General features: G+C 41.4%; 24 protein-coding genes and 2 pseudogenes. 12 read left to right on the top strand and 14 right to left on the bottom strand.

Annotation, left to right across the window (positions count from 1 at the left end; all coding sequences use genetic code 11):
• Nucleotides 1-20: 20 nt before the first annotated feature.
• A complete protein-coding gene (locus FBB35_RS32815; protein ID WP_174713310.1) occupies nucleotides 21-665 on the bottom strand; it encodes an NIL domain-containing protein in 645 nt (214 codons plus the stop codon).
• A 20-nt stretch (nucleotides 666-685) separates the two neighbouring features.
• On the opposite strand from FBB35_RS32815, the gene FBB35_RS35640 reads away from it, so the two are divergent.
• Both FBB35_RS35640 and FBB35_RS32810 read left to right on the top strand, forming a co-directional pair.
• Entirely contained in the window at nucleotides 686-814 is a 129-nt protein-coding gene (locus tag FBB35_RS35640; protein WP_302480940.1) for a hypothetical protein, read from the top strand.
• Between the two features lie 437 nt (nucleotides 815-1,251).
• Entirely contained in the window at nucleotides 1,252-3,708 is a 2,457-nt protein-coding gene (locus FBB35_RS32810) for an FG-GAP-like repeat-containing protein (protein ID WP_174713308.1), read from the top strand.
• Nucleotides 3,709-3,744: 36 nt separating this feature from the next.
• Here the strand turns inward: FBB35_RS32810 and FBB35_RS32805 are convergent, their stop codons facing one another.
• The 4 genes from FBB35_RS32805 to FBB35_RS32790 form a co-directional block, all read right to left on the bottom strand.
• Entirely contained in the window at nucleotides 3,745-4,011 is a 267-nt protein-coding gene (locus FBB35_RS32805; protein WP_174713306.1) for an NIL domain-containing protein, read from the bottom strand.
• Between the two features lie 204 nt (nucleotides 4,012-4,215).
• Nucleotides 4,216-5,091 carry a sulfate ABC transporter permease subunit CysW gene (gene cysW, locus FBB35_RS32800; protein ID WP_174713304.1) on the bottom strand — a complete coding sequence of 292 codons (876 nt, stop codon included), beginning with the start codon at nucleotides 5,089-5,091 and terminating at the stop codon, nucleotides 4,216-4,218.
• Nucleotides 5,078-5,917 (bottom strand): sulfate ABC transporter permease subunit CysT, encoded by an 840-nt coding sequence (cysT, locus tag FBB35_RS32795; protein ID WP_254626016.1) that lies wholly within the window; start codon nucleotides 5,915-5,917, stop codon nucleotides 5,078-5,080. The genes cysW and cysT overlap by 14 nt, the downstream gene beginning before the upstream one ends.
• A 203-nt stretch (nucleotides 5,918-6,120) precedes the next feature.
• Nucleotides 6,121-7,269: a sulfate ABC transporter substrate-binding protein gene (locus FBB35_RS32790; RefSeq protein WP_174713300.1), complete on the bottom strand. Its 1,149-nt coding sequence runs from the start codon at nucleotides 7,267-7,269 to the stop codon at nucleotides 6,121-6,123.
• A 451-nt stretch (nucleotides 7,270-7,720) separates the two neighbouring features.
• On the opposite strand from FBB35_RS32790, the gene FBB35_RS32785 reads away from it, so the two are divergent.
• From FBB35_RS32785 to FBB35_RS32775, 3 genes and pseudogenes are all read left to right on the top strand, one after another.
• Nucleotides 7,721-8,860: a sulfate ABC transporter substrate-binding protein gene (locus FBB35_RS32785; protein ID WP_174713854.1), complete on the top strand. Its 1,140-nt coding sequence runs from the start codon at nucleotides 7,721-7,723 to the stop codon at nucleotides 8,858-8,860.
• A 232-nt stretch (nucleotides 8,861-9,092) separates the two neighbouring features.
• Nucleotides 9,093-10,157, top strand: a pseudogene (locus tag FBB35_RS32780) (IS630 family transposase).
• A 55-nt stretch (nucleotides 10,158-10,212) separates the two neighbouring features.
• Entirely contained in the window at nucleotides 10,213-10,419 is a 207-nt protein-coding gene (locus FBB35_RS32775; RefSeq protein ID WP_174713298.1) for a hypothetical protein, read from the top strand.
• A 63-nt stretch (nucleotides 10,420-10,482) separates the two neighbouring features.
• Here FBB35_RS32775 and FBB35_RS32770 read toward each other — a convergent pair whose 3' ends face one another.
• Genes FBB35_RS32770 through FBB35_RS32755 form a run of 4 tightly spaced genes read right to left on the bottom strand, consistent with a single transcriptional unit; the run spans nucleotide 10,483 to nucleotide 12,077 of the window.
• The gene (locus FBB35_RS32770; protein WP_174713296.1) at nucleotides 10,483-10,818 is read right to left on the bottom strand and encodes a XisI protein; all 336 of its coding nucleotides are present in this window, start codon (nucleotides 10,816-10,818) and stop codon (nucleotides 10,483-10,485) included.
• Entirely contained in the window at nucleotides 10,806-11,225 is a 420-nt protein-coding gene (locus FBB35_RS32765) for a XisH family protein (protein ID WP_174713294.1), read from the bottom strand. The genes FBB35_RS32770 and FBB35_RS32765 overlap by 13 nt, the downstream gene beginning before the upstream one ends.
• Nucleotides 11,188-11,631, bottom strand: coding sequence for a hypothetical protein (locus FBB35_RS32760; RefSeq protein ID WP_254625763.1), 444 nt, complete (start codon nucleotides 11,629-11,631; stop codon nucleotides 11,188-11,190). Before FBB35_RS32760 ends, FBB35_RS32765 begins: the two co-directional genes overlap by 38 nt.
• Nucleotides 11,628-12,077, bottom strand: a complete 450-nt coding sequence (locus FBB35_RS32755) for a hypothetical protein (protein ID WP_254625762.1) — start codon at nucleotides 12,075-12,077, stop codon at nucleotides 11,628-11,630. Before FBB35_RS32755 ends, FBB35_RS32760 begins: the two co-directional genes overlap by 4 nt.
• A gap of 46 nt (nucleotides 12,078-12,123) precedes the next feature.
• On the opposite strand from FBB35_RS32755, the pseudogene FBB35_RS32750 reads away from it, so the two are divergent.
• Nucleotides 12,124-13,146 (top strand): annotated as a pseudogene (locus tag FBB35_RS32750) (IS4 family transposase).
• 134 nt (nucleotides 13,147-13,280) lie between these two features.
• Nucleotides 13,281-14,237: an IS630 family transposase gene (locus FBB35_RS32745; RefSeq protein ID WP_174708279.1), complete on the top strand. Its 957-nt coding sequence runs from the start codon at nucleotides 13,281-13,283 to the stop codon at nucleotides 14,235-14,237.
• Between the two features lie 324 nt (nucleotides 14,238-14,561).
• Here the strand turns inward: FBB35_RS32745 and apcB are convergent, their stop codons facing one another.
• Nucleotides 14,562-15,071, bottom strand: a complete 510-nt coding sequence (apcB, locus tag FBB35_RS32740; RefSeq protein ID WP_174713293.1) for an allophycocyanin subunit beta — start codon at nucleotides 15,069-15,071, stop codon at nucleotides 14,562-14,564.
• Between the two features lie 356 nt (nucleotides 15,072-15,427).
• Here apcB and glnA point away from each other — a divergent pair, with 356 nt between their 5' ends.
• Complete coding sequence (glnA, locus tag FBB35_RS32735; RefSeq protein WP_174713290.1) at nucleotides 15,428-16,852, top strand: type I glutamate--ammonia ligase; 1,425 nt, start codon at nucleotides 15,428-15,430, stop codon at nucleotides 16,850-16,852.
• A 130-nt stretch (nucleotides 16,853-16,982) separates the two neighbouring features.
• Here the strand turns inward: glnA and FBB35_RS32730 are convergent, their stop codons facing one another.
• Nucleotides 16,983-17,183 (bottom strand): hypothetical protein, encoded by a 201-nt coding sequence (locus FBB35_RS32730; RefSeq protein ID WP_012411649.1) that lies wholly within the window; start codon nucleotides 17,181-17,183, stop codon nucleotides 16,983-16,985.
• Between the two features lie 289 nt (nucleotides 17,184-17,472).
• On the opposite strand from FBB35_RS32730, the gene FBB35_RS32725 reads away from it, so the two are divergent.
• Nucleotides 17,473-18,531, top strand: coding sequence for a class I SAM-dependent methyltransferase (locus FBB35_RS32725; RefSeq protein ID WP_174713287.1), 1,059 nt, complete (start codon nucleotides 17,473-17,475; stop codon nucleotides 18,529-18,531).
• A 793-nt stretch (nucleotides 18,532-19,324) separates the two neighbouring features.
• On the opposite strand, the gene FBB35_RS32720 is transcribed toward FBB35_RS32725, so the two are convergent.
• The 3 genes from FBB35_RS32720 to FBB35_RS32710 all read right to left on the bottom strand — a co-directional run bounded on the left by FBB35_RS32720 (nucleotide 19,325) and on the right by FBB35_RS32710 (nucleotide 22,261).
• Nucleotides 19,325-19,552: a hypothetical protein gene (locus FBB35_RS32720; protein ID WP_174713284.1), complete on the bottom strand. Its 228-nt coding sequence runs from the start codon at nucleotides 19,550-19,552 to the stop codon at nucleotides 19,325-19,327.
• A gap of 107 nt (nucleotides 19,553-19,659) precedes the next feature.
• The gene (locus FBB35_RS32715) at nucleotides 19,660-21,453 is read right to left on the bottom strand and encodes an FAD-dependent oxidoreductase (RefSeq protein ID WP_174713281.1); all 1,794 of its coding nucleotides are present in this window, start codon (nucleotides 21,451-21,453) and stop codon (nucleotides 19,660-19,662) included.
• Nucleotides 21,454-21,859: 406 nt separating this feature from the next.
• Entirely contained in the window at nucleotides 21,860-22,261 is a 402-nt protein-coding gene (locus tag FBB35_RS32710) for a transposase (RefSeq protein WP_254625761.1), read from the bottom strand.
• A 507-nt stretch (nucleotides 22,262-22,768) separates the two neighbouring features.
• Here FBB35_RS32710 and mgtE point away from each other — a divergent pair.
• From mgtE to FBB35_RS32695, 3 genes are all read left to right on the top strand, one after another.
• Complete coding sequence (gene mgtE / locus FBB35_RS32705) at nucleotides 22,769-24,121, top strand: magnesium transporter (protein WP_174713278.1); 1,353 nt, start codon at nucleotides 22,769-22,771, stop codon at nucleotides 24,119-24,121.
• A 99-nt stretch (nucleotides 24,122-24,220) separates the two neighbouring features.
• Entirely contained in the window at nucleotides 24,221-25,249 is a 1,029-nt protein-coding gene (locus FBB35_RS32700; protein ID WP_174713275.1) for an aspartate carbamoyltransferase catalytic subunit, read from the top strand.
• Between the two features lie 187 nt (nucleotides 25,250-25,436).
• On the top strand, nucleotides 25,437-26,459 hold the full coding sequence (locus FBB35_RS32695; protein ID WP_174708017.1) for an IS4 family transposase: 1,023 nt from the start codon (nucleotides 25,437-25,439) through the stop codon (nucleotides 26,457-26,459).
• The last annotated feature ends 57 nt before the right edge of the window (nucleotides 26,460-26,516 follow it).

The raw sequence follows: 26,516 nt of genomic DNA, 5'->3' as shown, positions 1-26,516 counted from the left end.
GATAGTGACGATTTTATTACTTAGCGATCGCTATAAACGCTAGATAAATCCAGCCAAATCGGTAGCCCCAGTTTTTCTAAATAACTCAGGCTAGAGTAAAGTTGTTTGCTTCTCCCCCACAAATCCAAGTCAAACCAGCCGTCATCTTCTGTATCGGGTTGAAGTGTAGCACTGGTAATATTTACAGTTAATCCATAACGAGAAACTAATTCAGAAATCACCGGCTCTTTGTAATAAGATTTTAAGACACACAGTTGCAAGCGCAATCGATTAGTTTGACCCAGAGAAATCCATTGCTGGAATTGTTCTTGCCATTGATTTGTTAGTAGTGCAGAGTCTTTGGGACTCAGTTTGCTAGCTAGATTTGGGAAAGGTAAAGAGTGCTGGTTAGATTGAATGTGGTTAGCGATCGCTAATTCCAGTAAATTCACCCCCAATCCTTGCAAGTAAGATAGGCTATTTGTCAGTTTTTGGGGATTTCCCGAAAGTTCCAAATCAAACCAGCCATCGCTGTCACTATCGGATGTCAGTGATGCTGCTTTAATATTGACGGTTAAACCATAACGAGACACCAAGCGGGAAATTACAGGTTGGCTATGATACCTTTGAGGTACGAGAATGCGACTATGGACTGAAGCAGGTTCTACAGATTTACACTGAGACATCAGATTAATTCCCAATAGCGATGCCTAGGCAATTTTTTGGTTTGACAGAAAGTCTTGCTGATGCCGCGCCCCTAAAACTCAACTTCGCCTGGTTGAATGTCAGCCTTATAGAAATTTTCATCTTTTTGGCTCTCACTAAACTACGATAATTCTATCGATTTAACGTACTTTTGTTATGTAAAGGAGAATCTCACGAAGAATGCAAAAAAGCAATGAGTAAATTAACGTAAATATTGCTAATTTTAGTATAGTAATTTGAGGTTTAGACGGTTGACAATTTTATATTTATAGAGTAGCAGTGAATGTTGTAAGAATATTTAAGTGTTTCCACTGTTTTAAGTTTTCTAATCAAAATTTCTCTGATGACTGAAAAAAACTAGGGATATTCAGGTAAAAACCTAGTGGCGGGATTTGTATGTCTAATTTTCATTTCACCCTAAAAGGTGCATAGTTTACGCGTACAGAGCAAGTCTGCCTGGTTTTGAACCCTGGTCTTGCAGGTAAAGTCTCGTATAACCAAGACTAAGAGTTGCCTGAAGCTAGACATGAGTTATTCCCTGAATAACAAAAAATGCAGGAGAAAATCATGCCTAATTCATCCTTCAATCTTGCTGACCTCAATGGCACTAATGGCTTTGTCATTAATAGCATTGCAACGGCTGACAGATCAGGCTCCTCTGTGAGCGATGCGGGAGATGTCAACGGCGACGGCTTAGACGACCTGATTATCGGGGCACCCGGTGCCGACCCCAACGGCTCTGAGTCTGGGCAAAGCTACGTGGTATTTGGCAGCAGCACAGGCTTTAGCTCTAGCCTCAACCTCTCTACTCTCAACGGCGCTAATGGCTTCGCTATCAATGGCATCGCGGCGAATGACTTTTCAGGCAATGTCAGCAGCGCTGGAGATGTTAACGGCGACGGCATCGATGACCTAATCATCGGAGCATCTGGTGCTGACCCCAACGGCTCCCAATCTGGACAGAGCTACGTGGTATTTGGCAAGAGGACAGGCTTTAGCTCTAGCCTCAACCTCTCTACTCTCAACGGCGCTAACGGCTTCGCCATCAATGGCATCGCGGCGAATGATATATCGGGTAGCTCTGTCAGCGGTGCTGGAGATATCAACCATGATGGTTTCGACGACGTGATTATTGGGGCACCTTATGCCAATAACTTTTCTGGGCAGAGCTATGTAGTGTTTGGCAACAGCACAGGCTTTAGCCCCAGCCTCAATCTCTCCAGCCTCAACGGTACTAACGGCTTTGCTATCAACGGCATCAACGAAGTGGGTGACATATCAGGTGGCTCTGTCAGTGGTGTCGGAGATATCAACGGCGACGGTATCGACGACGTGATTATCGGGGCATCCAATGCCTCACCTAACGGCTTATCTTCTGGGCAGAGCTACGTGGTGTTTGGTAACAGCACAGGGTTTAGCCCCAGCCTTAACCTCTCTATCCTCAACGGTGCTAACGGCTTCACTATCAACGGCATCAAGGAAGGTGATTTCTCAGGCTCCCCTGTCAGTAGTGCTGGAGATGTCAATGGTGATGGCATCGACGACCTAATTATCGGGGCAATAAGTTTCAGTTCCGAGAACGGTACCGTCTTCGCTTCTGGGCAGAGCTATGTGGTGTTTGGCAACAGCACAGGGTTTAGCCCCAGCCTTAACCTCTCGGAACTCAACGGCTCTAACGGTTTCACTATCAACGGCATTAGGACGGATTCGACAGGGTTCTCTGTCCAAGGTGCTGGAGATGTCAACGGCGACGGCTTCGACGACCTGATTATTTTTAGATCGGAGCAGAGCTACGTGGTATTTGGCAAGAGTACAGGCTTTAGTTCTAGCCTTAACCTCTCGGATCTCAACGGCTCTAACGGCTTTACCATCAACGGCTTCACTGCGAATAACTTAGCCGTCTCTATCAGTGGTGCCGGAGATGTCAATGGCGACGGGTTTGATGACCTACTTATCGGCTCTCAATCTGGGCAAACCTATGTGCTGTTTGGCGGGACGAATATCGGTAACACTCCTAACCTCACAGGAACTGCTGGTGCAGATACTCTCTTAGGCACACCTGGCAACAATATCATCGACGGCAAAGGTGGTAACGATACTCTTACTGGCAACGGCGGTCAAGATAAATTCGTAATTCGCCGAGGCGATCGCAATGATACCATTACAGATTTTAGTGGCGTTGGTAAAGGCTCAAATCCTTTGGTAGGAGTGATTGCCAATGTTGACACCTTGCAATTTACAGGGAGTGGTTTAAATGCCCGAAATCTGCAACTAACTCAAAATGGCAGCAATTTGGAAGTCACCTTTGAAAATGTGGCTAATACCAAAGTGACTCTGCAAAACTTTCAGTTAGAAAACCTGGATAACTTGCCCGCTTCTGGAGCAAGACCTGCCATTGGTAATATCTTATTTGATGGGCAAACCAACATTGCCGACAGCTTTGATGTCTTTGATGCTAATTCCACTCAAACTAACCTTTACAACAAGAACACGGTAACTTTCCTCAATGAACTCAACAATAACATCACGGGTTTTGACAACTCGGCTGATGTGATCAATGGTCAGGGGGGTAACGATACCATGAATGGGAAAAGTGGCAACGACCTGCTCCGGGGTGGTACTGGCAATGATACCCTTATTGGTGGCGCAGGCAATGATACCCTTGTTGGTGGTGCGGGTGCTGACAGTTTTCTGTACAACACTAATGCGAACTTTGCCAGTTCTGCTGTGGGTGTAGATGCGATCGCTGACTTCAAACACTCCCAAGGCGATAAAATTATTCTGGATAAGACTACTTTTAGTGCGATCGCTTCTGCTCCAGGAATCAGTTTTAGTAATGCCACTGATTTTAAAATCACTTCTTCAGGGGCGGCTACTACAGCAAAAATTATCTACGACGCTGTGAGTGGGCAGTTATTCTACAACCAAAATGGCAGCGCAGCTGGTTTTGGTAGCGGCGGCCTATTTGCGACCATTAAGGGTGCGCCCAATCTGACAGCTACGGACTTCATCATTCAAGCGTAGCTTGTTAATATAGCAGTTCACAATTGAGTATAACTCCTACCAATCAATCGCTTGAGTGTCATCCCAGACTTGCAACTCCAATTCATGGAGATAGGTTAACCCACTTTGAATTTGTGCATCTGTTCCTTGTAATTCAAGGTCAAACCAACCATCACCGACAGCATTCGCTCCTAAAATCGCTGCGGTGATATTCACAGTCAAGCCATAGTTGGATACCAGGCGAGAAATTACAGGTTCCTGGTGATAGTCCTTGGGAATTCTTAGTCGAATCCGTTTATTGGTAAGTGTATTATCACTAGTCATGATTGTCACCATCAAGGGGATTGGACATTGTGGATTGGGGAAGGCAGAGGGAGTAGGGGAGCAGGGGAGGATGAGGGGGATGAGGGGGATGAGGGAAGAATTATTCAACAAGTTCTCTCCCTTGTCTCCCCCCTCTGCCTTGTCCTTCCTGTCTCTTATCCATATCCAATTCGCAATTCCCAATGCCCCATGCCCACAACCTAACTATTCAACATCTTTGATCCGGGTTTTGCGTTCTAAAATCTCTTTCAGCACCAAAGTTACTACTGCTAGCAATGCTAACAATACAGCCGCAGAGAAGGCAGCTTCGGTTTCATACTGTTTGTAAGCATCTTCTACAAACAGTGGTAAGCTCTGGGTTTGATCAGCAATGTTGCCAGATACCACCGAAACCGCCCCGAATTCACCCATTGCTCTGGCATTGGTTAAAATTAAACCGTAGAGTAAGCCCCAACGGATGCTAGGTAAGGTGACACGCCAAAATATCTGCCAATCTTTTGCACCGAGAGTTCTAGCAGCTTCTTCTTGATCCTTGCCAAATTCCTCTAAAACGGGAATCACTTCCCGCGCCACAAAGGGCATACTCACGAAGGCTGTAGCCAGCACCATACCTGGAAAGGCAAAGACAATCTTGATATCATGTGCCTGGAGCCAAGGGCCAAACCACCCATTGCGTCCGTAAAGTAGCACAATCATCAATCCTGCAACTACGGGTGAGATGGAAAAGGGCAGGTCAATAATGCTTAAAACTATGGCGCGTCCGGGAAATTTATGACGAGCGATCGCCCAAGCTGCACATAGCCCAAATATTGTATTCAAGGGCAGAGAAATTACAGCCAGCAAAAGTGTCAGCCAAGCTGCATGGAGAAAAGCTGGTCGTGTCAGGTTGGATAGAAATGGCTCAACTCCCTTGCTGAAGGCTTGAACAAAAACGTTGATTGCAGGGATGTATTGAACTAAAGCTAAATAAGCGATCGCTATACCAATTAAAACTATTGGAACCCAACTCTTCTGCTCTTTAGGCTTGGCTGTATGTGTATCAGATACAGATGAATGAAAACTTGGCTTATCTAGTGTCATATCTCCTTGCCCACGCTTGTAAGAAATTAATTGCCAATAGCAATACCAACGAAATTGATAGTAAAACTATGCCAATTACTGTTGCACCAGAATAGTCATACTGCTCTAACCGTTGAAAAATCAGCACGGGTGCGATCAAATCTTGATAGGGCGTATTGGAAGAGATAATTACAGTTGACCCATATTCGCCAACCGCACGGGAGAAACCCAAGGCAACACCAGTTAAAATCGTCGGAAATAAAGGTGGCAAAATTACTTTCCAGAAGGTCTGCCATTGAGAAGCACCTAGACACCAAGAAGCTTCTTCAATTTCATGTTCCATTTCCTGAAGTACGGGTTGCACAGTTCTCACAATAAAGGGTAGTGAGATAAATATCATTGCCACCGCTACTCCTGTGCGAGTAAAAGCTACCTTAATTCCCAGTGGTGCTAGTAGCGAACCTATCCAGCCATTATCGCTATAAACTGTTGCTAGGGTTAACCCTGCTACCGAAGTTGGCAGCGCAAATGGTAAATCTACTGTGGCATCAATCAAGCGTTTTAAGGGAAAGTCGTAGCGCACCAGAACCCAAGCAATTAGAGTACCAAATACGCCATTGAGTAAGGCAGCAAATATTGCTGTCACAAAAGTGACATTATAGGTGGCTAATGCGATATCACTGGTTGCGATCGCCCAAAATCTCGCCGGAGGTTCCGTACTCGCTTTCAGGAACATGGCAGCTATGGGAATAAACAACATCACCGTCAGGTATGCTATCGTGATTCGCCAAGTCCAGGGAACCCGCCGCAATTTCTTCCAAAATGGTGTTTTGCGCTCAACTTCCAAAGAAGAAGATACAGTCGTCACGTCGCTTCGCTCCGAATTCAAAATTCAAAATTCAAAATTCAAAAAAAGTTTTTTGAAAGTTTTTTGTCGGTATTCATAATTCGTAATTATTACCTCAAAACTGTTCGCGCATTGCGTCGTAAGCAAGTTAATTAGTCTGCTCTTCAATTACGAATTACAAATTACGAATTACGAATTACGAATTATTTTTGGGCTTGAATCTTATCAAACACGCCCCCGTCGGCGAAAAACTTCTTATCGATTGCACTCCAACCACCGAAGTCTGCAACTGTACCCAAAGTTTTCACCTTGGGAAATTTGCCTGTGACTTCTTTAGTTTGAGCTAAAGTCTCATCCACAGGACGGAATCCTAATTTGACAAACTCTTGCTGTGCTTCTGGAGTATAGAGGTATTTCACAAAACCTTCAGCAACTTCGCGGGTTCCATGCTTATCGACGTTCTTATCTACCACTGCGATCGGATTGTCAATGGATATATTCACATCGGGAACGACATACTCAACCTTCTCGCCCTTTTGTTGTGCCAAAAGAACTTCGTTTTCGTAGTTGATTAAGACATCTCCCTGCCCTTGCTTGGCGAATGTATCAGTAGCTTCTCGCGCATCTTTAGGCAAGATTGGCACATTTTTATAAACTTTAGTTACAAATGCAGTAGCTTTAGCCTCATCGCCACCTGTTTTAATTACAGAATCCCATAGTGCTAAGAAATTCCACTTAGCACCGCCGGAAGTTTTGGGGTTAGCAGTAATTAGTTTTACACCGTCTTTAGCTAAATCTTGCCAGTTTTTGATGCCTTTAGGATTGCCTGAACGAGTTACTAATGCTGCTACCGATTTGGAGACAATACCATTGTTGGGAACTTCTTTCTCCCATCCTGGTTGAATCAATCCAGCCTTCTCAATCTTTGAGGTGTCTCCAGCTAGTGCCAAGTGGACTACATCTGCTTCCAAGCCATCGATAACAGCGCGAGTTTGAGAACCAGAGCCGCCATAGCTTTGCTTGAAGACGACAGTTTGGTTATGATCTTTCTTCCACTGTTCTACAAATTTAGGAATAATTGCTTCGTGAGCCGCTTTGGTGACAGCAAAGGAAACCAGAGTTAGTTCAACACTATCTTTGTTTGCAGCCACAGGAGTAGCGCTAGCATTAGGGGTTTCAGAAGAAGAAGTATTCCCAGTTCCTCCACCAGAGCAGGCGGCAAGCGCCACACTCAATACAGTCCCTACTAAAAAGAGTGATACAAAGCCTTTGAGCGAATTTAGTCTGAACCGATATGTTCCATGTTCAGCGATCGCTTGTAATCTTTTCAGTGGGTGTTGCCACAAACTCATTCCATTTCCTCCGCTAAATCTACAAATAACTGATGGGAATACAGTTATATAGTGTTTATCATACCGGATGATTACATCTAACTAGTTGCAAACACCAATAAACCTCACATTCTTCATCAAGAATATGGTGATTCTACCAATTATGTAAGGAATTACAATACTTTTATTTTCAAGTATCAAATTGCTTGATACATCAGCCAACCAATGTATCAAGCAATTTGCTAGGGAATTGAGAATTGGAAATTATTTATTTTTTCTCCCTCATTTGAAACAGTAGTCAGATATTTTACATATCTTCACTATGAGTTTCCCCAGGAAAGATCAAAATTTTTAGTATAAAAAATAGTTGAATTTTGAAAATTAATCTGATAATCTTTTCCTAAAGATAAACAACGGTAATTTGACCGGATTACCGTTATTTAATCAAGCAACTACACAACATCCAGCTTCTATGACACATCTGCAAGCCAAAAAGTTACAAGTTTTCCGCCCAGCCAGACAACTATTTCTGCAATTAAAGCCTGCCTCAACTAAAACCTCTGCATTCTTATTAGCAACTGGCTTGAGCTTAAGTGTCCTTATTCCTGCTTATGCTGCGGGGACTGCTAATAAAACTATTTCTATTAACCAGAAGCCTCAATTGATTAGTCAAGGCGGTAAGACAGTTGAAATAACTTTGGTTTCCTACGCAGTCACCAAAGCCGCTTACCAGAAAATCATTCCTGAATTTGTAGCGAAATGGAAACGCGAAAAAGGTCAAGATGTAGTGATTCGGGAAAGCTATGGTGGTTCTGGCTCTCAAACCCGTGCAGTAATTGACGGATTAGAAGCAGATGTTGTAGCCTTGGCGTTGGCATTAGATACCAAAAAAATTGAAAAAGCCGGACTGATTCAACCAGGTTGGGAGAAGGAAGCATCAAATAACTCAATTGTTACCCACTCAGTAGTTGCTCTAGAAACTCGTGAAGGTAATCCTAAAAAGATCCAGAGTTGGAGTGATTTAACTAAACCAGGGGTCAAGGTGATTACAGCAAACCCCAAAACTTCAGGAGGTGCGCGGTGGAATTTCCTGGCTTTGTGGGGTGCAATCACCAAAAATGGTGGAAGTGAAGCTCAAGCTCTTAACTATGTTACCCAAGTCTTTCGCAATGTCCCTGTGTTACCTAAAGATGCGCGAGAATCGAGCGATGTTTTTTACAAGAAAGGTCAAGGGGATGTTCTGCTTAACTACGAAAACGAGATTATCTTAGCAGCACAACAAGGAAAAACTTCACTTTCTTATGTGGTTCCGCAGGTGAACATTTCTATAGATGGCCCAGTAGCAGTTGTGGATAAGAATGTTGACAAGCACGGTACCCGCAAAGTTTCGGAAGGTTTCGTAAAGTTTCTTTTTACACCGGAAGCTCAACGTGAATTTGCCAAAGTTGGTTTTCGACCTGTTAACTCTACTGTAATAAAGGAAGTACAGAATAAATTTCCCAAGATTTCTAAGCTTTACAACGTTCAGAGTTTGGGAGGCTGGGATACTATTCAGAAGAAGTTTTTCGATGACGGCGCAATCTTCGACAAAATACAAAGTGGCCAACGGTAACATAGCCTTTTTAAACTAGATTAGAGAGGCGTGATATTGCCCTTTAGCGGCAAAAACTTGGATTAAACAAGCGATCGCTCTTTCCCAACAAAGACAAAAGTGCGATCGCTATATTTTATACTGCTTGTTGAATTACTAAATATCCTGTTGGCTTAAGTAGAACGAGGTGAAAAAACCAAACTATGTAAAGATAAGTAAATACGTACAATGCGTCTACAAAGGTAACAGCGATATGGGTAACCGTTTAAGGGTATTTCTGACTAGAGAGCAAGATAAAACTCTGTTGAACCTGAGAACGGCAGATGTACCCCAGAAGGTGAAAGACAGAGCCGAAGTGATTAGATTGAACGCACATGGTTGGTATGTAGAGAGGATAGCAGCAGACTTTAACTGGACTGCCCAAACAGTGAGAGAAGTGTTGCATAGATGGGGAAAGTTAGGCTTAGAGGGGCTTTGGGAGAAACCAGGGCGGGGAGGAAAATCAAGGTGGGCAGAAGCTGACATGGTGTTCTTAGAAGAATGTTTGGAACTTGAGCCACGTACATATAACAGTGTTCAGTTAGCTCAAAAATTAGAACAAGAACGCTCCGTAAAATTAAGTCCTGACTGGTTAAGGCAGGTACTAAAAAAAAGGGGATCATGGGGATCATTTGGAAACGAACTTTGAAATTGTCATAAGGGGAAACAAGATCCGGTAGTACAGCAAATCAAACAGGCTGACTTAGAAATGCTGGAATTGTCTGCGGCGGCTGGAGAAATTGATTTAAAGTATGTGGATGAATCAGGGTTTTGTGCTTGGAGCGAACCGAGTTACAGTTACTACTTTCTCGGACAACAAAAACGCTTAGAACAGAGTAAACGCCGAGGACGAAGGTTAAGTATTATTGGGTTTCTTCAACCTCTAATTAGTTTTGTGTACGGGTTGGTGATTGGCGGTGTTTCACGCAAATCTTATATCCAAATGATGGAGCTTGAAGCACTTGAAGCCCAAAAAGCAGGTCGGATCAGAGTCATCCTTCAGGACAACGACCCGATACATCGGTGCAAAGAAGTTCAGCAATTATGGACAAAGTGGGAAGAAATGGGTTTGTACATCTTCTTTTTACCTAAATACTGCTCAGAGATGAATCCAATTGAATTGGAGTGGCAACACCTGAAAGAAAATGAACTAGCTTCTCAAAGTTTTGAGGATGAATTAGACCTTGCCTATGCTGTCATTGATGGAGTTCAAAATAGAGGAGAAAAGGGAAACTACAGTACACAACGTGTAAAATTTAACTCTTATTCTTCTGCTTAATTTTTCGTTACATACTTATAAATTTTCTCCACGACTTACTTAACTCGCGTGTGATGTGATTAAACGGTTCATCTGTAAAGCTAGAATTAATCACGCCTGCGGCTGTCACTTGTTCCTTTCAGAGCGATCGCCACTCAATGAGTATTACTCAGCACGGGCTAAACGCCCTGCTACCGCTAACAGCACTTTCAAATCAGCTAGAGCTTGTTTACAATTCTTAGCCTTTCTAAAGTCGATTCTTTCATCTGCGATCGCCATTTAAAGCGATCGCTAGGATCAAGTTTATTGCTTCTTTCTTCTTTGAGAATTACACAATTAAAGATAATTAAAATACAGCAAAATCCGTGTATTGCCGTATTTCAGCAGGATGAAAACCCAAAACAATATCTTCGCGCAAAATACCCGCTTCTAATAATGCCTCCGCCACTGGCTGAGAAGTACCATCATATTGAATCCACACTTTATCATTAATAATATCTATATGTACCACCGAAGCATGTACGCGGCGCACTCCATCCCAACCAACATGTAACACTTCGTAGTGGTCTCGCTCCGAGTCAATGACAGCTTCAGTCTCTATTTGACCATTAGCAGGTTTGTGACCAGCATAGTCAAATATCAACTGACGAATAATTTCACGATACCGAGCTAGCTTATCCATCTGATAATCCTCTCTAGTTGCTCGTCAAAGACAATTAGGTTTATTCCTATACTATTAAGAATTAGCTGACCAAAGCGTTCGGAAAATATACCTTCGTAAACTCGCTTGGGAACTGCTAAATAAAGTTGGCGTTTTGGTTGTAGTTCTTTAAGCACGCTGCGATAAACTTCATACTGTCCTACAGCTTCCTGGAGGTCATTCACGGGAGAAGGACTCAGAAAACTTTTGATTTCAACAGCTATTTTTTGATTATCCTTCTCAGCAGCAATGGTAACTCTTTCTGCTCCAATATCTACGTAAAGTTCTCTACCCCCGTATGCAAGGTACAAGGGATCGTTGGTTATTGTCCAACCATCTGCTATAGGTGCTTTAATGACTGCGGCGTGGTAGATGTCTCTGGCTGGCATTAGTCGAAAGATAGCTCCAAAAACAATTAGCCGTTTGTTTTCCTAACCATGTATTGTCGGACGTTAAAATAATAAAACAACGAAAATTATTTTCATTAGCCAGTGCTAAAGTTGCAATAGTTGTGTTAGTTTTACCACTTTGAACACGACCATAAATAAGTCCGGTTGTACCATTAGGAATAGAGTCTTGTCCTTTTCCTTTATAAGGTTGGCTCACTAAACCTGTACTATTTTCACCTACATCACCATTACCAAAATTTTCAGAGTAAATTTTGACACAATTTTGGACAATTTCAATAGCAGTTCCTTTAAGTTTATTCGCTTCTTTTTCTCCAATTTGTTTCTCTAATCTCTTAATTAATTTATCAATACAGTCGCCATTAGTTTTTATCTCAGTGGGTGTCATAGGTTATTTGATGTTGATAAAATTACGTCAGGCCAATTATTTTGAGGGACTGTCTGCTCTAAGGGAACTCTTCCCGTACCTTTAACATAATAACTCCCTCTTAGTTCTCTTTTTACAGAAACACGCTGCTTGGCTAAACCCTCACTAGGATCAATAATTGTCCATAGTTGTTTTTCTGATAGGCAACAAACGCCATCCCGATGACAAATCAATGCTATAAAAAGTTTGACATCAGGATAATTTTCACGAAATGTTGTCAGCGCATTTTCTTCCTGTGAACTGAAGCTAAATGACCATGAAGAAATCGGTTTTTTTGATATTTTAAATAGAATCGCTGATTCTTGATTTAAGCTTTTTATAGTATAAAGAGATGAATGAATATAAGATAAATAACTAATAGAGCAAAAGTGTTGAATGTTAAGAAAAATCCGATAAAAACAGCCCAAAATATGTTAAATTTTGGGCGGAAGATTAAAGTATATCTATTTGATAGTGATTATAAATTCATTTCCCAAGATTGTCAAAGATATCTTGAGAGGACTGCCAAAAAACGATTATCCAGTATTGAACAGTCGTCTGTTCTTTGAGTGCTGGTTATCTTATGCTATGGATAACAGCTTAACAAGTATGCGAGATTTGTTTAACAGATTAAATAACAATTGTTTTGAGGTAGATATTTCTACTTTCTCTAAGGCAAACTTACATCGAAGCCAAAAACCTTTTCAAGAAATTTACCAAAAATTAAATGAATTAGTGCAGAATAAAACTCAAAAAAAGTTACACAATAAATATGCAATTTGTCCAATAGATTCAACAATTATTACTCTCACAAGTAAATTGTTATGGGTATTAGGACACCATCAAGTAAAACTTTTCAGTTCTCTAAATCTAGCTACTGGAAGTCCATCAGATAACTTCATAAACTTTGGACATGACCATGACTATAAATTTGGTTCTAAAATCATGTCTAGTCTACCAATAAATGCTGTTGGAGTAATGGATAGGGGTTTTGCTGGATTAAAATTTATCCAAGAATTAGTACAAGAAAACAAATATTTTGTTTTGCGGATAAAAAATAATTGGAAATTAGAATTTGATAGCTCAAATGAGTTGGTCAAAGTCGGTGCATCTGATGATGCTCAAGCCTATAGAGTAATTAATTTTTGTGATTTAGACGCGAAAACCGAGTTTCGCTTAGTTACTAATTTACCTGCTGATGGAGAGGCTGCCGTTAGTGATGATGAAATTAGGGATATTTATCGATTACGTTGGGGAGTTGAATTGTTATGGAAGTTTTTAAAGATGCACTTAAAACTTGACAAATTAATTACTAAGAACGTCAATGGTATCACTATATAAATTTACGTTAGTTTAATAGCTTATCTAATTTCACAGATATTATCTATTCCACAACAATGGGGACATACGCTATTAGATAAATTCCGCTATTTACAATCTTGTATGTGTCAGAAAATCAGTTATGTTCATTGGTTTGAGGAGATGATGTCATGTTGACTATTTTAGGCTTAAGAGAGTTAGTGTAACTAGATATGTAAAGTTTTGTATTAGGAATCAACATTTCTGCTATAGCGGTTATCAGTCTACTTCAGTACAGTAGGAGAGAGCAATTCTACTGATAATTGGTGGTGATGAAAGCCTACTCTCTCGACTTGCGTCAAAAAATAGTTGATGCTTATGCCTGCGGTGACATTTCCCAACGAAAACTGGCTAAAAACTTTGGTGTCACCTTAAGTTTTGTGCAAAATTTACTCAAACGCCATCGAGAATTGGGGATGATAGGCCCCAAGGTGCGGACTGAGCAGACAGCAACAAAGTTGAATGCTGAACAGTTAGAAATCCTGCGCCAACTCGTCATAGCACAGCCCGATGCGACGTTAAGCGAATTGCGGGAACGACTTTACGAGAAAACAGAGGTCTTAATTGGGGTAGCTACGGTGAATCGGATGGTTCGCTGGAAACTTCACCTCAACCTCAAAAAAAAGTCTCCACCTCACAAAAAAGGTAGTGATGAAGTCCAACTAGCCCGATTTGAGTACTGGAAACTCTTGAGGGGGATACCCGTCGAAGAGCTGATTTTCTTAGATGAATCGGGAGTTAATCTGTCCTTCATCCGCAAATGTGCCCGCGCCTTGCCTGGCCTTCGGGCCTATGCTCAAAAGCCCAACCGCAAAGGGAAAAATGTCTCGGTAATTGGTGCAATTAGCTTGAAAGGACTGCTCACCCAATGGAGTGGCTTAGGTTCTATCGATGCTTTGACTTTTGATGCCTTCATCGCCCAAAAGCTCGTACCCAAACTTTGGCCTGGTGCAGTGGTGATCATGGATAACTGCTCAATCCATAAAAGTGATGAACTTGAAGCTTTGCTCATCGCTGCTGGCGCTCATCTCATTTATCTCCCCCCCTATTCTCCCGATTTTTCACCGATTGAGAATTGTTGGTCCAAGATTAAGAACATTCTCCGTCGCATCGGTGCAAGGACATACCCTGATTTACTCCAGGCATTAGATACGGCATTCGCAGAAGTGACAATAGAGAATTTGCTGGGTTGGTTTACTCACTGCTGCTACTGTACCTCACAAGACTGATAACCGCTATAATAGAGATATCAGATGTTCCTTTCAGTAGTCGAAGAAAAGCTGCACCGTGCAGAAATTCTAGATCATTAATACTCATATAACTGTTGCCAAAAATTATTTATATCAATAATAAATATCATACGAGCAGGTATAAAAATTTTCCAGTACTTACTTTCGTTGTAATGCAATTAATTTGTGAGACGACAAATAGTGTTTTGCTTTAAGAAAAGTAAACGCACCTTGCCAATCAAGCCAAAGTGCGATGTCTGTAAAGTATGCTTACATGAACTTTGTTTGTATAGTTCCGCGATTTTTAGTCACCAAAGCTAGATGCTAAATATCAATCTCGCTCAACTCGCGTGTGATGTGATCAAATGGTTCATCCACAAAAGCAGTATTAACCACACCTGCTGCTGCTACTTGCTCCTTAATCAAATCCTTAAGAATCTGGATACCACGAACCGTAGGCCCAATAGGCACGCCTAGAGAATTGTAAGTTTCCCGTAGCCCTTGTAGCACTCGTTCATCCAATACATTTGTGTTCCCAGCAACTAGCGCATAGGTAGCGTAGCGCAAGTAGTAATCTAGATCGCGCAGACAAGCTGCATAACGACGAGTTGTATAAGAATTTCCACCAGGGCGAATCAATTCTGGCAGTTCTTCATATAACTTCAAACCCGCCTGCTTGACAAGTGCAGCCGCATTAGAATTTATCGCCGCCGCTGCTTGGACTCGGACTGTACCACTGTCAAAGTAAGACTTTAGGCTATCGAGCGCATTCCGGTCAAAATACCGACCAGCTAAGTCATAATTCTTAATTAAACTTGTTACCGCATCGCGCATTCTTTTTTCTCCCAATCCTTGCTATTTATGGTTTGATATTTATTTGGCTGCACTCACGCACCAGTAAATTTTTGTGCTATTTAAAATAGATTCGGCACAAAAACAATCTATCCACTATTTAAGGATTCTATGCCAAAGTTGACCCTATATGATGAACTTTCCAGTTTTGTACAGATGAGCGCCGAAAGGTTAATATAACCTGATAATCCAGATATCTGTAACATAAGCTACAAAATCCGCTAATGTCTACTATTTAAGATATTTCTGGTGTGTCACGGTCTGATTGAGATCAGCAGGGTTAGGATGCAATGTAAGATTCTGGTTGACTTTAGGAAATTGGTAGAGAAGGAGTAAAAATGACTACACCACAAGAACTCTTGAAGAGAATTCAAGATGAAAAAATTCAACTGATTGATCTCAAATTCATCGACACAGTAGGGACTTGGCAGCACCTCACACTGTACCAAAACCAAATCGATGAGACTGCGTTCACTGATGGCGTACCTTTTGACGGTTCCAGCATTCGGGGTTGGAAAGCGATCAACGAATCTGACATGACGATGGTACTCGACCCCAACACTGCTTGGATCGACCCATTTATGGAAGTGCCTACGCTAAGTATAATCTGTAGTATAAAAGAACCCCGCACAGGCGAATGGTATAACCGTTGCCCACGGGTAATTGCTCAAAAAGCAATAGATTACCTAGTTTCCACTGGTCTTGGTGACACAGCCTTCTTTGGTCCTGAAGCTGAATTCTTTATATTTGACAGTGCTAGGTTTGCTCAAACTGCTAACGAAGGCTACTATTTCTTAGACTCCGAAGAAGGTGCTTGGAATTCTGGTAAAGCTGGTACAGATGCAAAACCCAACTTGGGTTACAAACCCCGCTTCAAAGAAGGTTACTTCCCAGTTTCACCAACGGATTCTTTCCAAGATATCCGTACAGAAATGTTGTTGAAAATGGCAGAATTAGGTGTGCCAATTGAAAAACATCATCATGAAGTTGCTACTGGTGGTCAGTGCGAACTAGGTTTCAAATTTGGGAAGTTGATCGAAGCGGCTGACTGGTTGATGATTTACAAATATGTCATCAAGAACGTTGCCAAGAAATATGGCAAAACCGTTACCTTCATGCCAAAACCAATTTTTGGCGATAACGGTTCAGGAATGCACTGTCACCAGTCCATTTGGAAAGATGGTCAACCTCTATTTGCAGGTGATAAGTATGCTGGTTTGAGCGATATGGGCTTGTACTACATTGGTGGTCTTCTCAAACACGCACCAGCGCTGTTAGCAATTACCAACCCCAGCACCAACTCATACAAACGCTTAGTACCTGGTTATGAAGCACCAGTGAACTTGGCTTACTCCCAAGGAAACCGTTCTGCTTCTATACGTATTCCTCTATCTGGCATTAACCCCAAAGCCAAGCGTTTAGAATTCCGTTGTCCAGATGCTACATCTAACCCCTATTTAGCATTTGCTGCAATGCTTTGTGCTGGTATCGATGGCATCAAGAACAAAATCCATCCTGGTGAACCCTTAGATAAAAATATCTATGAACTCTCTCCAGAAGAACTGGCAAAGGTTCCTTCAACTCCAGGTTCTTTAGAATTGGCGTTGCAAGCACTGGAAAAAGATCACGCCTTCTTGACCGAATCAGGCGTTTTCACGGAAGACTTTATCGAAAATTGGATTGACTACAAGCTAGGTAATGAAGTTAAGCAGTTGCAACTACGTCCTCATCCCTATGAGTTTTACCTCTACTACGATGCTTAATTAATTAAATTAAGAATCGTATCTAACTAAAATTAATAAGTTTAGCCACCCTAGAGTACAGGGTGGCTTTTTTTCCAGAGTTGTCAGTTGAGATATTCACTCAAAAAATCTAGCTTCAAACTCTTGAAACTTAGCTCATGGAAGCGTGGCTGGGGCCATAAATCATCCGACTACTAGCATCTACCTTCCCTTGAATTGGGTTCCAGTAATGAGATACTTCTTCAGGAAGACCTAGTTCTTGTGCAGCCCGCATCAGCATCGATTGTTGGCGATTCTTGACTTGCTGATGTTCACGCACCATTAATGCACGAGATTTATCTGCGATAGACATAACCATAGTCCTCTCTATTTTGTGAATATATAATTTTTGGTTTCTTACAAGACTAATATAACAAAAAAACTGTAACATAAGCTACTTTTTACATAAGTTTATGTTTTGGTTTGCTGACAATATTAGCCATTTGTCCCCAAAGCTGGAAAAATCTTCCTCAATCTATCTCTGATGCCTAAAATCATTTGGCTTCAAGTTTGCCTTCCCTGGGAGCTTTTACTTTTCCAACAACAGGTAATTTTTCGTTACAATTATTTACATAAAAGTAATCAAAACTTAAGCTATTTTTATGCCTGAGAGTTTAACTAAGCTGACTTATCAGACCTTTCAGCAGGGTAAAAATTACTTTGGTCTGGCTCACAAGATATTAAGTTCACAGTTGAGGAACCTGGTGTATCCGACACTTGAACAAAAGACCAAACCCATCTCAAATGAGCTTTTAGTCAAACTTCAACAGAGATTGAACCAGTTGCTCGAAACAGACTGGCAAGATGCCCAAAAAGGTGTCTACCCCGAAAGTTTATTGTTTGATAACCCCTGGCAAGACTTTTTTTCCTACTATCCTCTGATGTGGCTAGATTCTGCTCAAATCTGGGAGCGGGTTAAACAACAAAATTATCAAGATTTTTCGCCCGAAATTGACACAGATGGTTATCCCAGCTACTACGTGCAGAACTTCCATCACCAAAGCAATGGCTACTTGAGTGACTTGTCAGCCAATTTGTATGACTTACAAGTAGAAATTCTTTTTGGTGGGGCAGCTGATGCGATGCGGCGGCGAATTCTCGCTCCTCTCAAGCAAGGGCTGAAAGCTTTTGATTCGGTTGCACCAAAGCAAGTCCGTATTTTAGATGTAGCTTGTGGAACTGGGCGGACTTTAAAGTTAATTCGGGCAGCCTTGCCTCAAGCATCTCTGTTTGGCACAGATTTGTCACCAGCTTATTTGCGGAAAGCAAATGAACTACTATCGCAAATCCCAGGAGAACTACCGCAACTTTTGCAAGGGAATGCCGAAGAGTTACCTTATGTAGATGATTATTTTCATGCTGTAACTTCTGTTTTTCTCTTCCATGAGTTACCAGCATCTGTACGTCAGACAGTTATTGAGCAATGCTTCCGGATAACAAAACCAGGTGGAGTCTTTATTATCTGTGACTCCATTCAGTTGAGTGATTCACCTGAGTTGGAATACATGATGGACTCTTTTCCTGAAACTTTCCATGAACCCTATTACAAGCATTACACCACTGATAACTTGGTAGAGCGTTTACAAAGAGTAGGCTTTGAGAATATTGAGATGCAAGCTCATTTTATGAGCAAGTATTTCATTGCTCATAAGCCAGCTTGAAACAATACCTTTTCATTGCCTTTTCTTTAAGGAAACTTTACCTAAAAAGGACAGATGCAAAATTTTGCATCTGTCATTGGGTGTAGAATAATTAAGATGAGTGAGATTATCTAGCAAATCCTTCTTAATATTTATTTCGTTGAACACCATGTACGAGGAGAACGAACCAGGGTGCAAGAGTAGCTCATAAATAGTAATATTTGTTGCCAAGTGCAATAAATCTATACTAATTGTGCGAATCCATATCCTAGATAAGCTCAAATGGAACGAAATGGATTTTATGCTTAGGTAAAGGACGCTAAACACGCGTCGAAGTGAAGATCCATTAGTTGCTCATATAGAAACCAGCTACTCAATGTATGAGAAGAAAAGATATTAGGGAATAAAGTGAGTGAAGTTACCTTAAGACTATTTCCTTAATAAGCAAAATGTTTGAATTAGAAGTGCTTTAGATTAACTGATAGTCTAAATAACATCTATTTCTAGAGCCGTTAAGGATTGAGACGCAGAGCTTCCCACCGAATATAAGCAACAGTTGTGTAGCTTTTGGGAGTTGTTAATGCTGCTGATCAAGACACTTAATTTTATTTGTGTTTTGATCGCCAGGATTAAAAGACCAACTAATGATATACAAAGCTTGCAGTTGAAATACTAAGCGATCGCTGAAGATTTTCGTGTGTCAACTGTATATATCTCTGTCACAAAAGCTGTGTCAAATATGTTGGCACAACATCGTGTTTTCTGGAACCTTAGTTTTGGTTCTTTTTGAAGAACAGGCATTATCCTACGGTGGTTAAACCACAACATAGGTATTTCCTAATTTTTGTGTCACTTCCCTACGCCCACTACCGCGATGACGTGGCGCATCATCTGGATTTTGTTCAGATGCTGCCGAGAGCCACTGTTCCGAAGTAGGCGTGGAAAGTAGCCCAGTTGATAAGTGATTGACCATTGCTTGGCAGTTAGAAGCTAAGGGGCCGAACACCAGACTCGATACTAAAAGTGAAATGGCAGCACGCATAGCAAATGTCTATTTTGGAACTCTCCACTTCACTGATACTTAGCTTTTTGATTAATATCCGGACAATTAATCAAAAAGTATTCTGTTTTACTGAAAATAAACTCTTCTTATCCTTCTTTTAAATGTTCGACTAATAACCAATTACCAAAGTGATTATGACGACCCCACAATGTAACTAATTGTTCGTGGGGGTAAGCGCGTAATTGCTCGTCGATATGCGATCGCAAAGTCACAAGCTGCCAATTTTGCCCTTGATATGCGGCTGGCGCTGTGACAACAAATCTGTATTCCTGCTGTTCCAAGCGGGAGAAAATCCCTTTGAAACAGTTACTTTCCCGAATTAATGCCTTATCAAAAGCAGAGTCAGGGTACTCATTCTCCGATGGGCAAGGGCAATAACCACTAACTGGATAGGCTTGTGGATTATTTAAGTAATACAGTTGCCAGTGCAGCCAATCCGAACGATTGGGTGGAAGATTAAATAAAGGAATAATTGCTGTTTTTGAACGATTATCCTCTAATAAAGCTGTTTGCAGCGATCTAACAGGTAAATGCCTCGGCTGACAGTCTAACTCAACACACATCGCCGCCGCCATACCTGCTGCTTGACCGATGCCCATAACCACAGGTTGTAATCTGGTAGCGCCATTAGCAATGTGAGAGACAGAAATGTTCTTTTCACAAACTAAGAAACCATCTGTTGTGGCTGGAATTAGGGAACTGTAGGGAATTGTAAAGGGTGTCCCAGTCCAACGTCCGCCCCAACGGATAGATTTTGGTTGCAGTGGGAATTGAACACCGGGATAATGGTGGTCATTGGCGTAGTTACCAACTGCGATTGCTTCGCAAACGCCAAGGGCGAACGCATCATTAAATATAGGTGCAACTCTTCCCTCGGCAATCGGCAAAATATCTTGTTCTCGGACAGTAGTTAGTCCCAATAAGCGGCGGCTTTCCCGATAATAGGGATGCAGTGCAAAAGCTGTAGGGGCGTGAGGAAATACTTTTTCTGCTAAACCATAGCTACGACCAAGCTGATTTTGGATAAAATGGGCAAAATTTTGGCTATGCCAGCGAGATTCTTGGATGAATTCACCTCTGGACACATCTGACTCTATCAGCCGCCCTACTCCTTGGCCGTAGTCATTGCCACAGATTGGCCAATTAATCATGAATCGATTACCAGGCAAACGTCCATAATTCAAAAATGTCTCTGCTCCATAGCCATCCCAAGCATCTGTAAACTGTGATGGATTATAGTTAGGGGCAGCCGGAATTTCTGGTGCAATTGCATCACCAAAGTCCTGCATAATCACTACATAAGTGGGCGCTTGCACAGGATATTTCTGGGTGAAAGAGTTAAAATCCACTGGGGCGCTTGGTTCTCCCCACTCAGATTGCAATTCCCAGCCCCAACGGTAAGGTATCTCAGCTAAAGCTAATAAATCTCCTAATTCTGTACCATCAAGAATAATTTTGGCTGTGACAGCAAAATCAGCAAAGCGCACACCAGTAATAGAATCACCTTGGCAAAATACGTCTATTGGTACTTGTCCAGAAATCCAGTGCAGATTTGGCAATTCCTGCACCCAGTCTGCAAAAATCTCTGCCCCAATTTGAGGATCGTAACTAAAAAAGCTTACCCAGCTGTTATCTAATCCTCCGGGCTGTCGTTGCCGCAATTCCTGCAAAAACGCACCCCATAAACCCGTTTGAAAGGTTTCTAATTCATTGCCATCGGGTACAGACACTCCAGCCGAAGTTAGCATTCCCCCCAACCAAGGAAATTCACTCACCAAAATCGTTTTGGCTCCCCGTCGCGCCGCTTGGATAGCAGCCGCAGTGCCTCCGGTTCCTCCACCGACAACTAAAACATCAACTGTGTATGTCTGATTAACCATTGCTTAACCTCACTGGAGTTTCGTTATATTCCCCCAGATAGCTTGGCATCAAACAGATAAATTATTATTATTTTTCAGATACTGAGCATTAAAGATTTTCAGACGAAACTAGTTCCAACTAACACAGAATAAATTCTTATTCCTGATTCGATTTATCAACTTTATGTCCTACATCCCCAGTTCTAGGCTTTTACATAATTTTATCGTACAGACTAGTACAGTGCGGCGTAAATATAGCAATTTCTAGTCTGGTGAGTTACAGTAACAACAATGAGTGAACCAAGCACAGATATTATTTACAGAGACTTTACTAAAGGCTTTTTCAATAGCTATAGCTATAGCTAAATCTGGATAATTTCTGGAACCAAGAGAAGGAAGTATACTCTTAATTTTTGACCAACAATTTTCAAGCTTGTGAAAAATCAGGAGAATATGGTGGTAAATAAATTAGTTTAGCTCCGGCTGCTTCAATTAAAGCCTCAATTTCTTTACCTTTATAGATCGAACAGTTATCCATGATTACACAAGCACCTTTCCAAAGTTTTGGAACTAGCTTTTGGGAAATAAATGTTTCAGATGTTAGCCCATCTGTCGCACCAAGGAGGCTAACTTGAGTAATCACACCTTTAAGAGCAATGGCACCTATTAAAGAGACATTTTTGTTTCGTTTTTGTGGACGAGGTGCATACGCTCGGTTTCCTTTTGGAGCACGCGCAAATAACCTTACTAAAGATAAATTTACACCGGATTCATCAATAAAAATGAAGTTTTCGTCAAGAATACCTTGGACTATCCTAATTTGATCCAAACAGAATTCAGGAGTCAGGACAAGCTAAACACCCTGCTACCGCTAACAGAATTCAGAATGAATCTTTACGACTGTGGATAGGTGCAGCGTAAAGCCTAGTACTTACACACTGTTTTGTCCAGGTAACTATGCATGAAGTTGCTTGATACAAAATACTACTTATTAATGTTGTAAATATTTTGACTCTATGAATTTTGCGAGTAAATTCATTGATTGGATTGACATAGCTTCTAGCAGTAGTAAAATCTACTTTAGGTACAGAAAAATTACCTAAAATTTAGGGCGATTAAACTAGTCATAAATATTACAGATACTGAATGCTAATATTCAGTGTCTACCTGAGAGCGCTATTCCAGGTTAGGATGATGACTAGCGATGCCTTAACTTAGATATCGATATTGAGTTGTTGAAATTTTATGGGCAATAGTCCACCAGATGGCAGTATCAACCTCCTCTGAGCTGGCGAGGAAGTCTCCCAGCGCGGGGGAGACTTAGGAGATATATCTCATGCTCACACAAGATATTCGTGATTTGCTTACTGATACTACCGATTTAAACCAGTTGAAGTGGGATTTAAATCGCTTGCAACCTGTGGATGTGGGAGATTACATTACACAATTGCCTGAAAAACAACGCGCGATCGCATTCCGTTTACTCAACAAAGCTCAGGCAATCGATGTATTTGAATATCTGCCTACAGATGTGCAGGAAGAACTAATCAATTCACTACATGATGTCCAGGTAGTACAACTTGTAGAAGCAATGAGTCCCGACGAACGGGCAGAATTGTTTGATGAATTACCTGCTGGAGTAATCAAACGGCTATTACAAGAACTAAGTCCAGAGCAAAGGCAAGCAACAGCAACGATTCTCGGCTATCCAGAAGGCACTGCTGGGCGCGTGATGACAACCGAATATGTTCGGTTACGGCAAGGTTTAACTGTAGGTGAAGCCCTAAGTAAAATCCGCCGTCAAGATGAAGACAAAGAGTCGATTTACTACGCCTACGTCACCGATGATAACCGGACGCTAGTAAGAGTAGTTTCACTGCGCCAGTTGCTATTTACCTTTCCCGACGTTTTCATCAAGGATATCTCTAGCGATCGCGTCATTAAGGTGAGAACTGAAACCCCTCAAGAAGAAGTGGCGCGAATCATGCAGCGCTACGACTTAATCGCTATCCCCGTAGTCGATCGGGAAGACCGATTGGTTGGCATCGTCACCATTGATGATGTCATGGATATTTTAGAAGAGGAAGCCACAGAAGATATTCAAAAACTCGCGGGTGTGAGTGGTGATGAAGCAGCTTTATCCTCTCCCTTACTCACTATCTGTAACCGCTTACCTTGGCTATTGGGCATCATGGCATTATATATTGGTGCAGCCAGTGCGATCGCGCCTTTTCAATCTGTAATTGCCGCAGTGCCAGTTCTAGCTGTCATCATGCCGATTTTTTCTAACACTGGTGGTACTGTTGGGATTCAATCATTAACGGTGACAATCCGCGGCTTGGGAGTAGGCGAGGTAACACCCAAAGATACCTTAAAAATTCTCCGTAAGGAACTTCTAGCTGGTTTAGGTACAGCCTTAGCTTTAGCCACAACAATGATCCTGCTTTCCTTAATTTGGGCGCGGCCCCAAGAACGATGGGTGGCTTTAATTGCCGGAATGGTAATGGCAACTAATACAATTGTCGCTGTTACACTCGGCACTTTACTGCCAATGGCTTTGAAACGCTTAAAACTTGACCCGGCTTTGGTTAGTGGCCCGTTAGTGACTACAATGCTAGATACAATTGGGTTTCTAACGTTCCTTAGCCTAATTTCTCTAGCTTTAAACGTTTTCCATTTACCAACGTGAAGGTATTGGGCATAGGGCATAGGGCATTGATTATTTTTCCCTTATCTCCCCCAGTCCTCCAGTTCCCAATCACCAGTCTCCAGTCCCCAGTCTCCAAATATGCCTACTACCACCTGGAATCGTCATCACATTCTTTCTTTAGCTGACTTCACCACCACTGAATACGATACTGTTTTGCAAACTGCTGCCAGTTTTCAAGAGGTGCTATCGCGGCGGACGAAGAAAGTGCCAACTTTGCAGGGACAGGTGGTGGCGAATTTATTTTTTGAATCTTCTACCCGGACTCGCAGTAGTTTTGAACTCGCGGCGAAACGCTTAAGTGCAGATACGCTAAACTTTGCCGCCGCCACATCTTCAATGACTAAGGGAGAAACAATTCTCGACACGGCGAAGACTTATTTGGCAATGGGAACTGATATTATGGTAGTCCGCCATCGAGAGGCAGGAGTACCAAATGCGATCGCAGCTGAAATGGATCGTTTAGGTGTACGAGTTAGTGTCCTTAATGCTGGTGATGGTCAACATGAGCATCCTTCCCAAGCACTGCTAGATTTATTTACTATTTGTACTCTAATTGACCCAGCTAGTCCCCGACTGGAACTTTTAAAGGGGAAAAAGATTGCCATTGTTGGAGATATTCTCCATTCTCGCGTAGCGCGATCGAATATTTGGAGTTTAATTGCCAGTGGGGCCGAAGTCCATCTGGCAGCACCACCAACCCTCTTACCCAAATTATTTGCCGAGTACATCTCTGAAGAGTTAGGAGTCAGAAGTCAGGAGTTATCCCCCCACTTCCCCACTCCGCCACTTTTTCTACATTGGCAGCTAGAACCAGCTTTACAAAATGCCGACTTTGTGATGACTCTACGCTTACAAAAAGAGCGTATGACGGCTCATTTATTGCCAAGTTTGCGAGAATATCATCAGCTATTTGGTATTACACGTACAAAATTGCAACTTTGTAAACCTAATGTTAAAGTTTTGCATCCCGGCCCCGTTAACCGTGGTGTTGAAATTAGTTCTGAATTGATGGATGATCCAGAATTTAGTCTTATTCAATCGCAAGTTACTAGCGGTATCGCCGTTCGCATGGCGCTACTATATTTGTTAGGCAGCGGCAAAGCTTAATCCAAACAATAGATTTTCACCTGTTGACATCCTCACCGCCGTGAACGCACTCTTAAGAAGGAGTAATGAGTAATAAGTAATAAGTAATGAGTAAATACCAGAAGTGTTGAATGTTAAGAAAAATCCGATAAAAATAGCCCAAAATATGGTAGTTTTGGGCTAAGGCTTAAAATATATTAGTTTGATTGTGATTATAAATTCATTTCCCAAAATTGTCAAAGATATACTGAAAAGCCTGCCAAAAAACGATTATCCAGTATTGAACAGTCGTCTGTTTTTTGAGTGCTGGCTATCCTATGCCCTGGATAACAGCTTAACAAGTATGCGAGATTTGTTTAACAGATTAAATAACAATTGTTTTGAGGTAGATATTTCTACTTTCTCTAAAGCAAATTTACATCGAAGCCAAAAACCTTTTCAAGAGATTTACCAAAAATTAAATGAATTAGTACAGAAGGAAGTTCAAAAAAAGTTACACAATAAATATGCAATTTGTCCAATAGATTCAACAATTATTACTCTCACAAGTAAATTGTTATGGGTACTAGGTCATCATCAAGTCAAGCTGTTTAGTTCCTTAAATCTCTCCACAGGAAGCCCAGAAGATAACTTCATCAATTTTGGACATGACCATGATTATAAATTTGGTTCCAAAATGATGTCTAGTCTCCCAATAAATGCTGTTGGAGTAATGGATAGGGGTTTTGCTGGATTAAAATTTATCCAAGAATTAGTACAAGAAAACAAATATTTTGTTTTGCGGATAAAAAACAATTGGAAACTAGAATTTGATGGCTCAAATGGATTGGTCAAAGTTGGTGCATCTGATGATGCTCAAGCTTATAGAGTAATTAATTTCTGTGATTTAGAGACAAAAACCGAGTTTCGCTTAGTGACTAATTTACCAGAGTCGGGAGATGCAGCTGTTCATGATGATGAAATTAGGGATATTTATCGATTACGTTGGGGAGTTGAATTGTTGTGGAAGTTTTTAAAGATGCACTTAAAACTTGACAAACTCATTACCAAAAACGTCAATGGTATTACCATACAAATTTACGTGAGCTTGATAGCCTATCTGATTTTACAGCTTTTATCTATTCCCGAACAATGGGGACATACACTATTAGATAAATTCCGCTATCTTCAATCTTGTATGTGTCAGAAAATCAGCTATGTTCATTGGTTTGAGGAGATGATGTTTTGCTGACTAATTTAAGCTTTTGAGACTTAGTGTAACTAATAATGTAAAGTTTTGTATCAGCAT

This window comes from Nostoc sp. TCL240-02 (genome assembly GCF_013343235.1).
GTDB lineage: Bacteria > Cyanobacteriota > Cyanobacteriia > Cyanobacteriales > Nostocaceae > Nostoc.
The sequence above is the reverse complement of the archived record's forward strand: the minus strand, read 5'-3'. Positions and strand labels throughout refer to the sequence as shown.

Bases quoted from the DNA above. Each gene is read 5' to 3' on its own strand.
- FBB35_RS32730 (WP_012411649.1), bottom strand. From the start codon at position 17,183: ATGTCTATCGCAGATAAATCTCGTGCATTAATGGTGCGTGAACATCAG.
- FBB35_RS32720 (WP_174713284.1), bottom strand. From the start codon at position 19,552: ATGCGTGCTGCCATTTCACTTTTAGTATCGAGTCTGGTGTTCGGCCCC.
- FBB35_RS32770 (WP_174713296.1), bottom strand. From the start codon at position 10,818: ATGGATAAGCTAGCTCGGTATCGTGAAATTATTCGTCAGTTGATATTT.
- apcB (WP_174713293.1), bottom strand. From the start codon at position 15,071: ATGCGCGATGCGGTAACAAGTTTAATTAAGAATTATGACTTAGCTGGT.
- FBB35_RS32715 (WP_174713281.1), bottom strand. From the start codon at position 21,453: ATGGTTAATCAGACATACACAGTTGATGTTTTAGTTGTCGGTGGAGGA.
- FBB35_RS32700 (WP_174713275.1), top strand. From the start codon at position 24,221: ATGCCTACTACCACCTGGAATCGTCATCACATTCTTTCTTTAGCTGAC.
- FBB35_RS32805 (WP_174713306.1), bottom strand. From the start codon at position 4,011: ATGACTAGTGATAATACACTTACCAATAAACGGATTCGACTAAGAATT.
- glnA (WP_174713290.1), top strand. From the start codon at position 15,428: ATGACTACACCACAAGAACTCTTGAAGAGAATTCAAGATGAAAAAATT.
- FBB35_RS32765 (WP_174713294.1), bottom strand. From the start codon at position 11,225: ATGCCAGCCAGAGACATCTACCACGCCGCAGTCATTAAAGCACCTATA.
- mgtE (WP_174713278.1), top strand. From the start codon at position 22,769: ATGCTCACACAAGATATTCGTGATTTGCTTACTGATACTACCGATTTA.
- FBB35_RS32745 (WP_174708279.1), top strand. From the start codon at position 13,281: ATGAAAGCCTACTCTCTCGACTTGCGTCAAAAAATAGTTGATGCTTAT.
- FBB35_RS32810 (WP_174713308.1), top strand. From the start codon at position 1,252: ATGCCTAATTCATCCTTCAATCTTGCTGACCTCAATGGCACTAATGGC.
- FBB35_RS32760 (WP_254625763.1), bottom strand. From the start codon at position 11,631: ATGACACCCACTGAGATAAAAACTAATGGCGACTGTATTGATAAATTA.
- FBB35_RS32725 (WP_174713287.1), top strand. From the start codon at position 17,473: ATGCCTGAGAGTTTAACTAAGCTGACTTATCAGACCTTTCAGCAGGGT.
- FBB35_RS35640 (WP_302480940.1), top strand. From the start codon at position 686: ATGCCTAGGCAATTTTTTGGTTTGACAGAAAGTCTTGCTGATGCCGCG.
- FBB35_RS32785 (WP_174713854.1), top strand. From the start codon at position 7,721: ATGACACATCTGCAAGCCAAAAAGTTACAAGTTTTCCGCCCAGCCAGA.
- FBB35_RS32815 (WP_174713310.1), bottom strand. From the start codon at position 665: ATGTCTCAGTGTAAATCTGTAGAACCTGCTTCAGTCCATAGTCGCATT.
- cysW (WP_174713304.1), bottom strand. From the start codon at position 5,091: ATGACACTAGATAAGCCAAGTTTTCATTCATCTGTATCTGATACACAT.
- FBB35_RS32790 (WP_174713300.1), bottom strand. From the start codon at position 7,269: ATGAGTTTGTGGCAACACCCACTGAAAAGATTACAAGCGATCGCTGAA.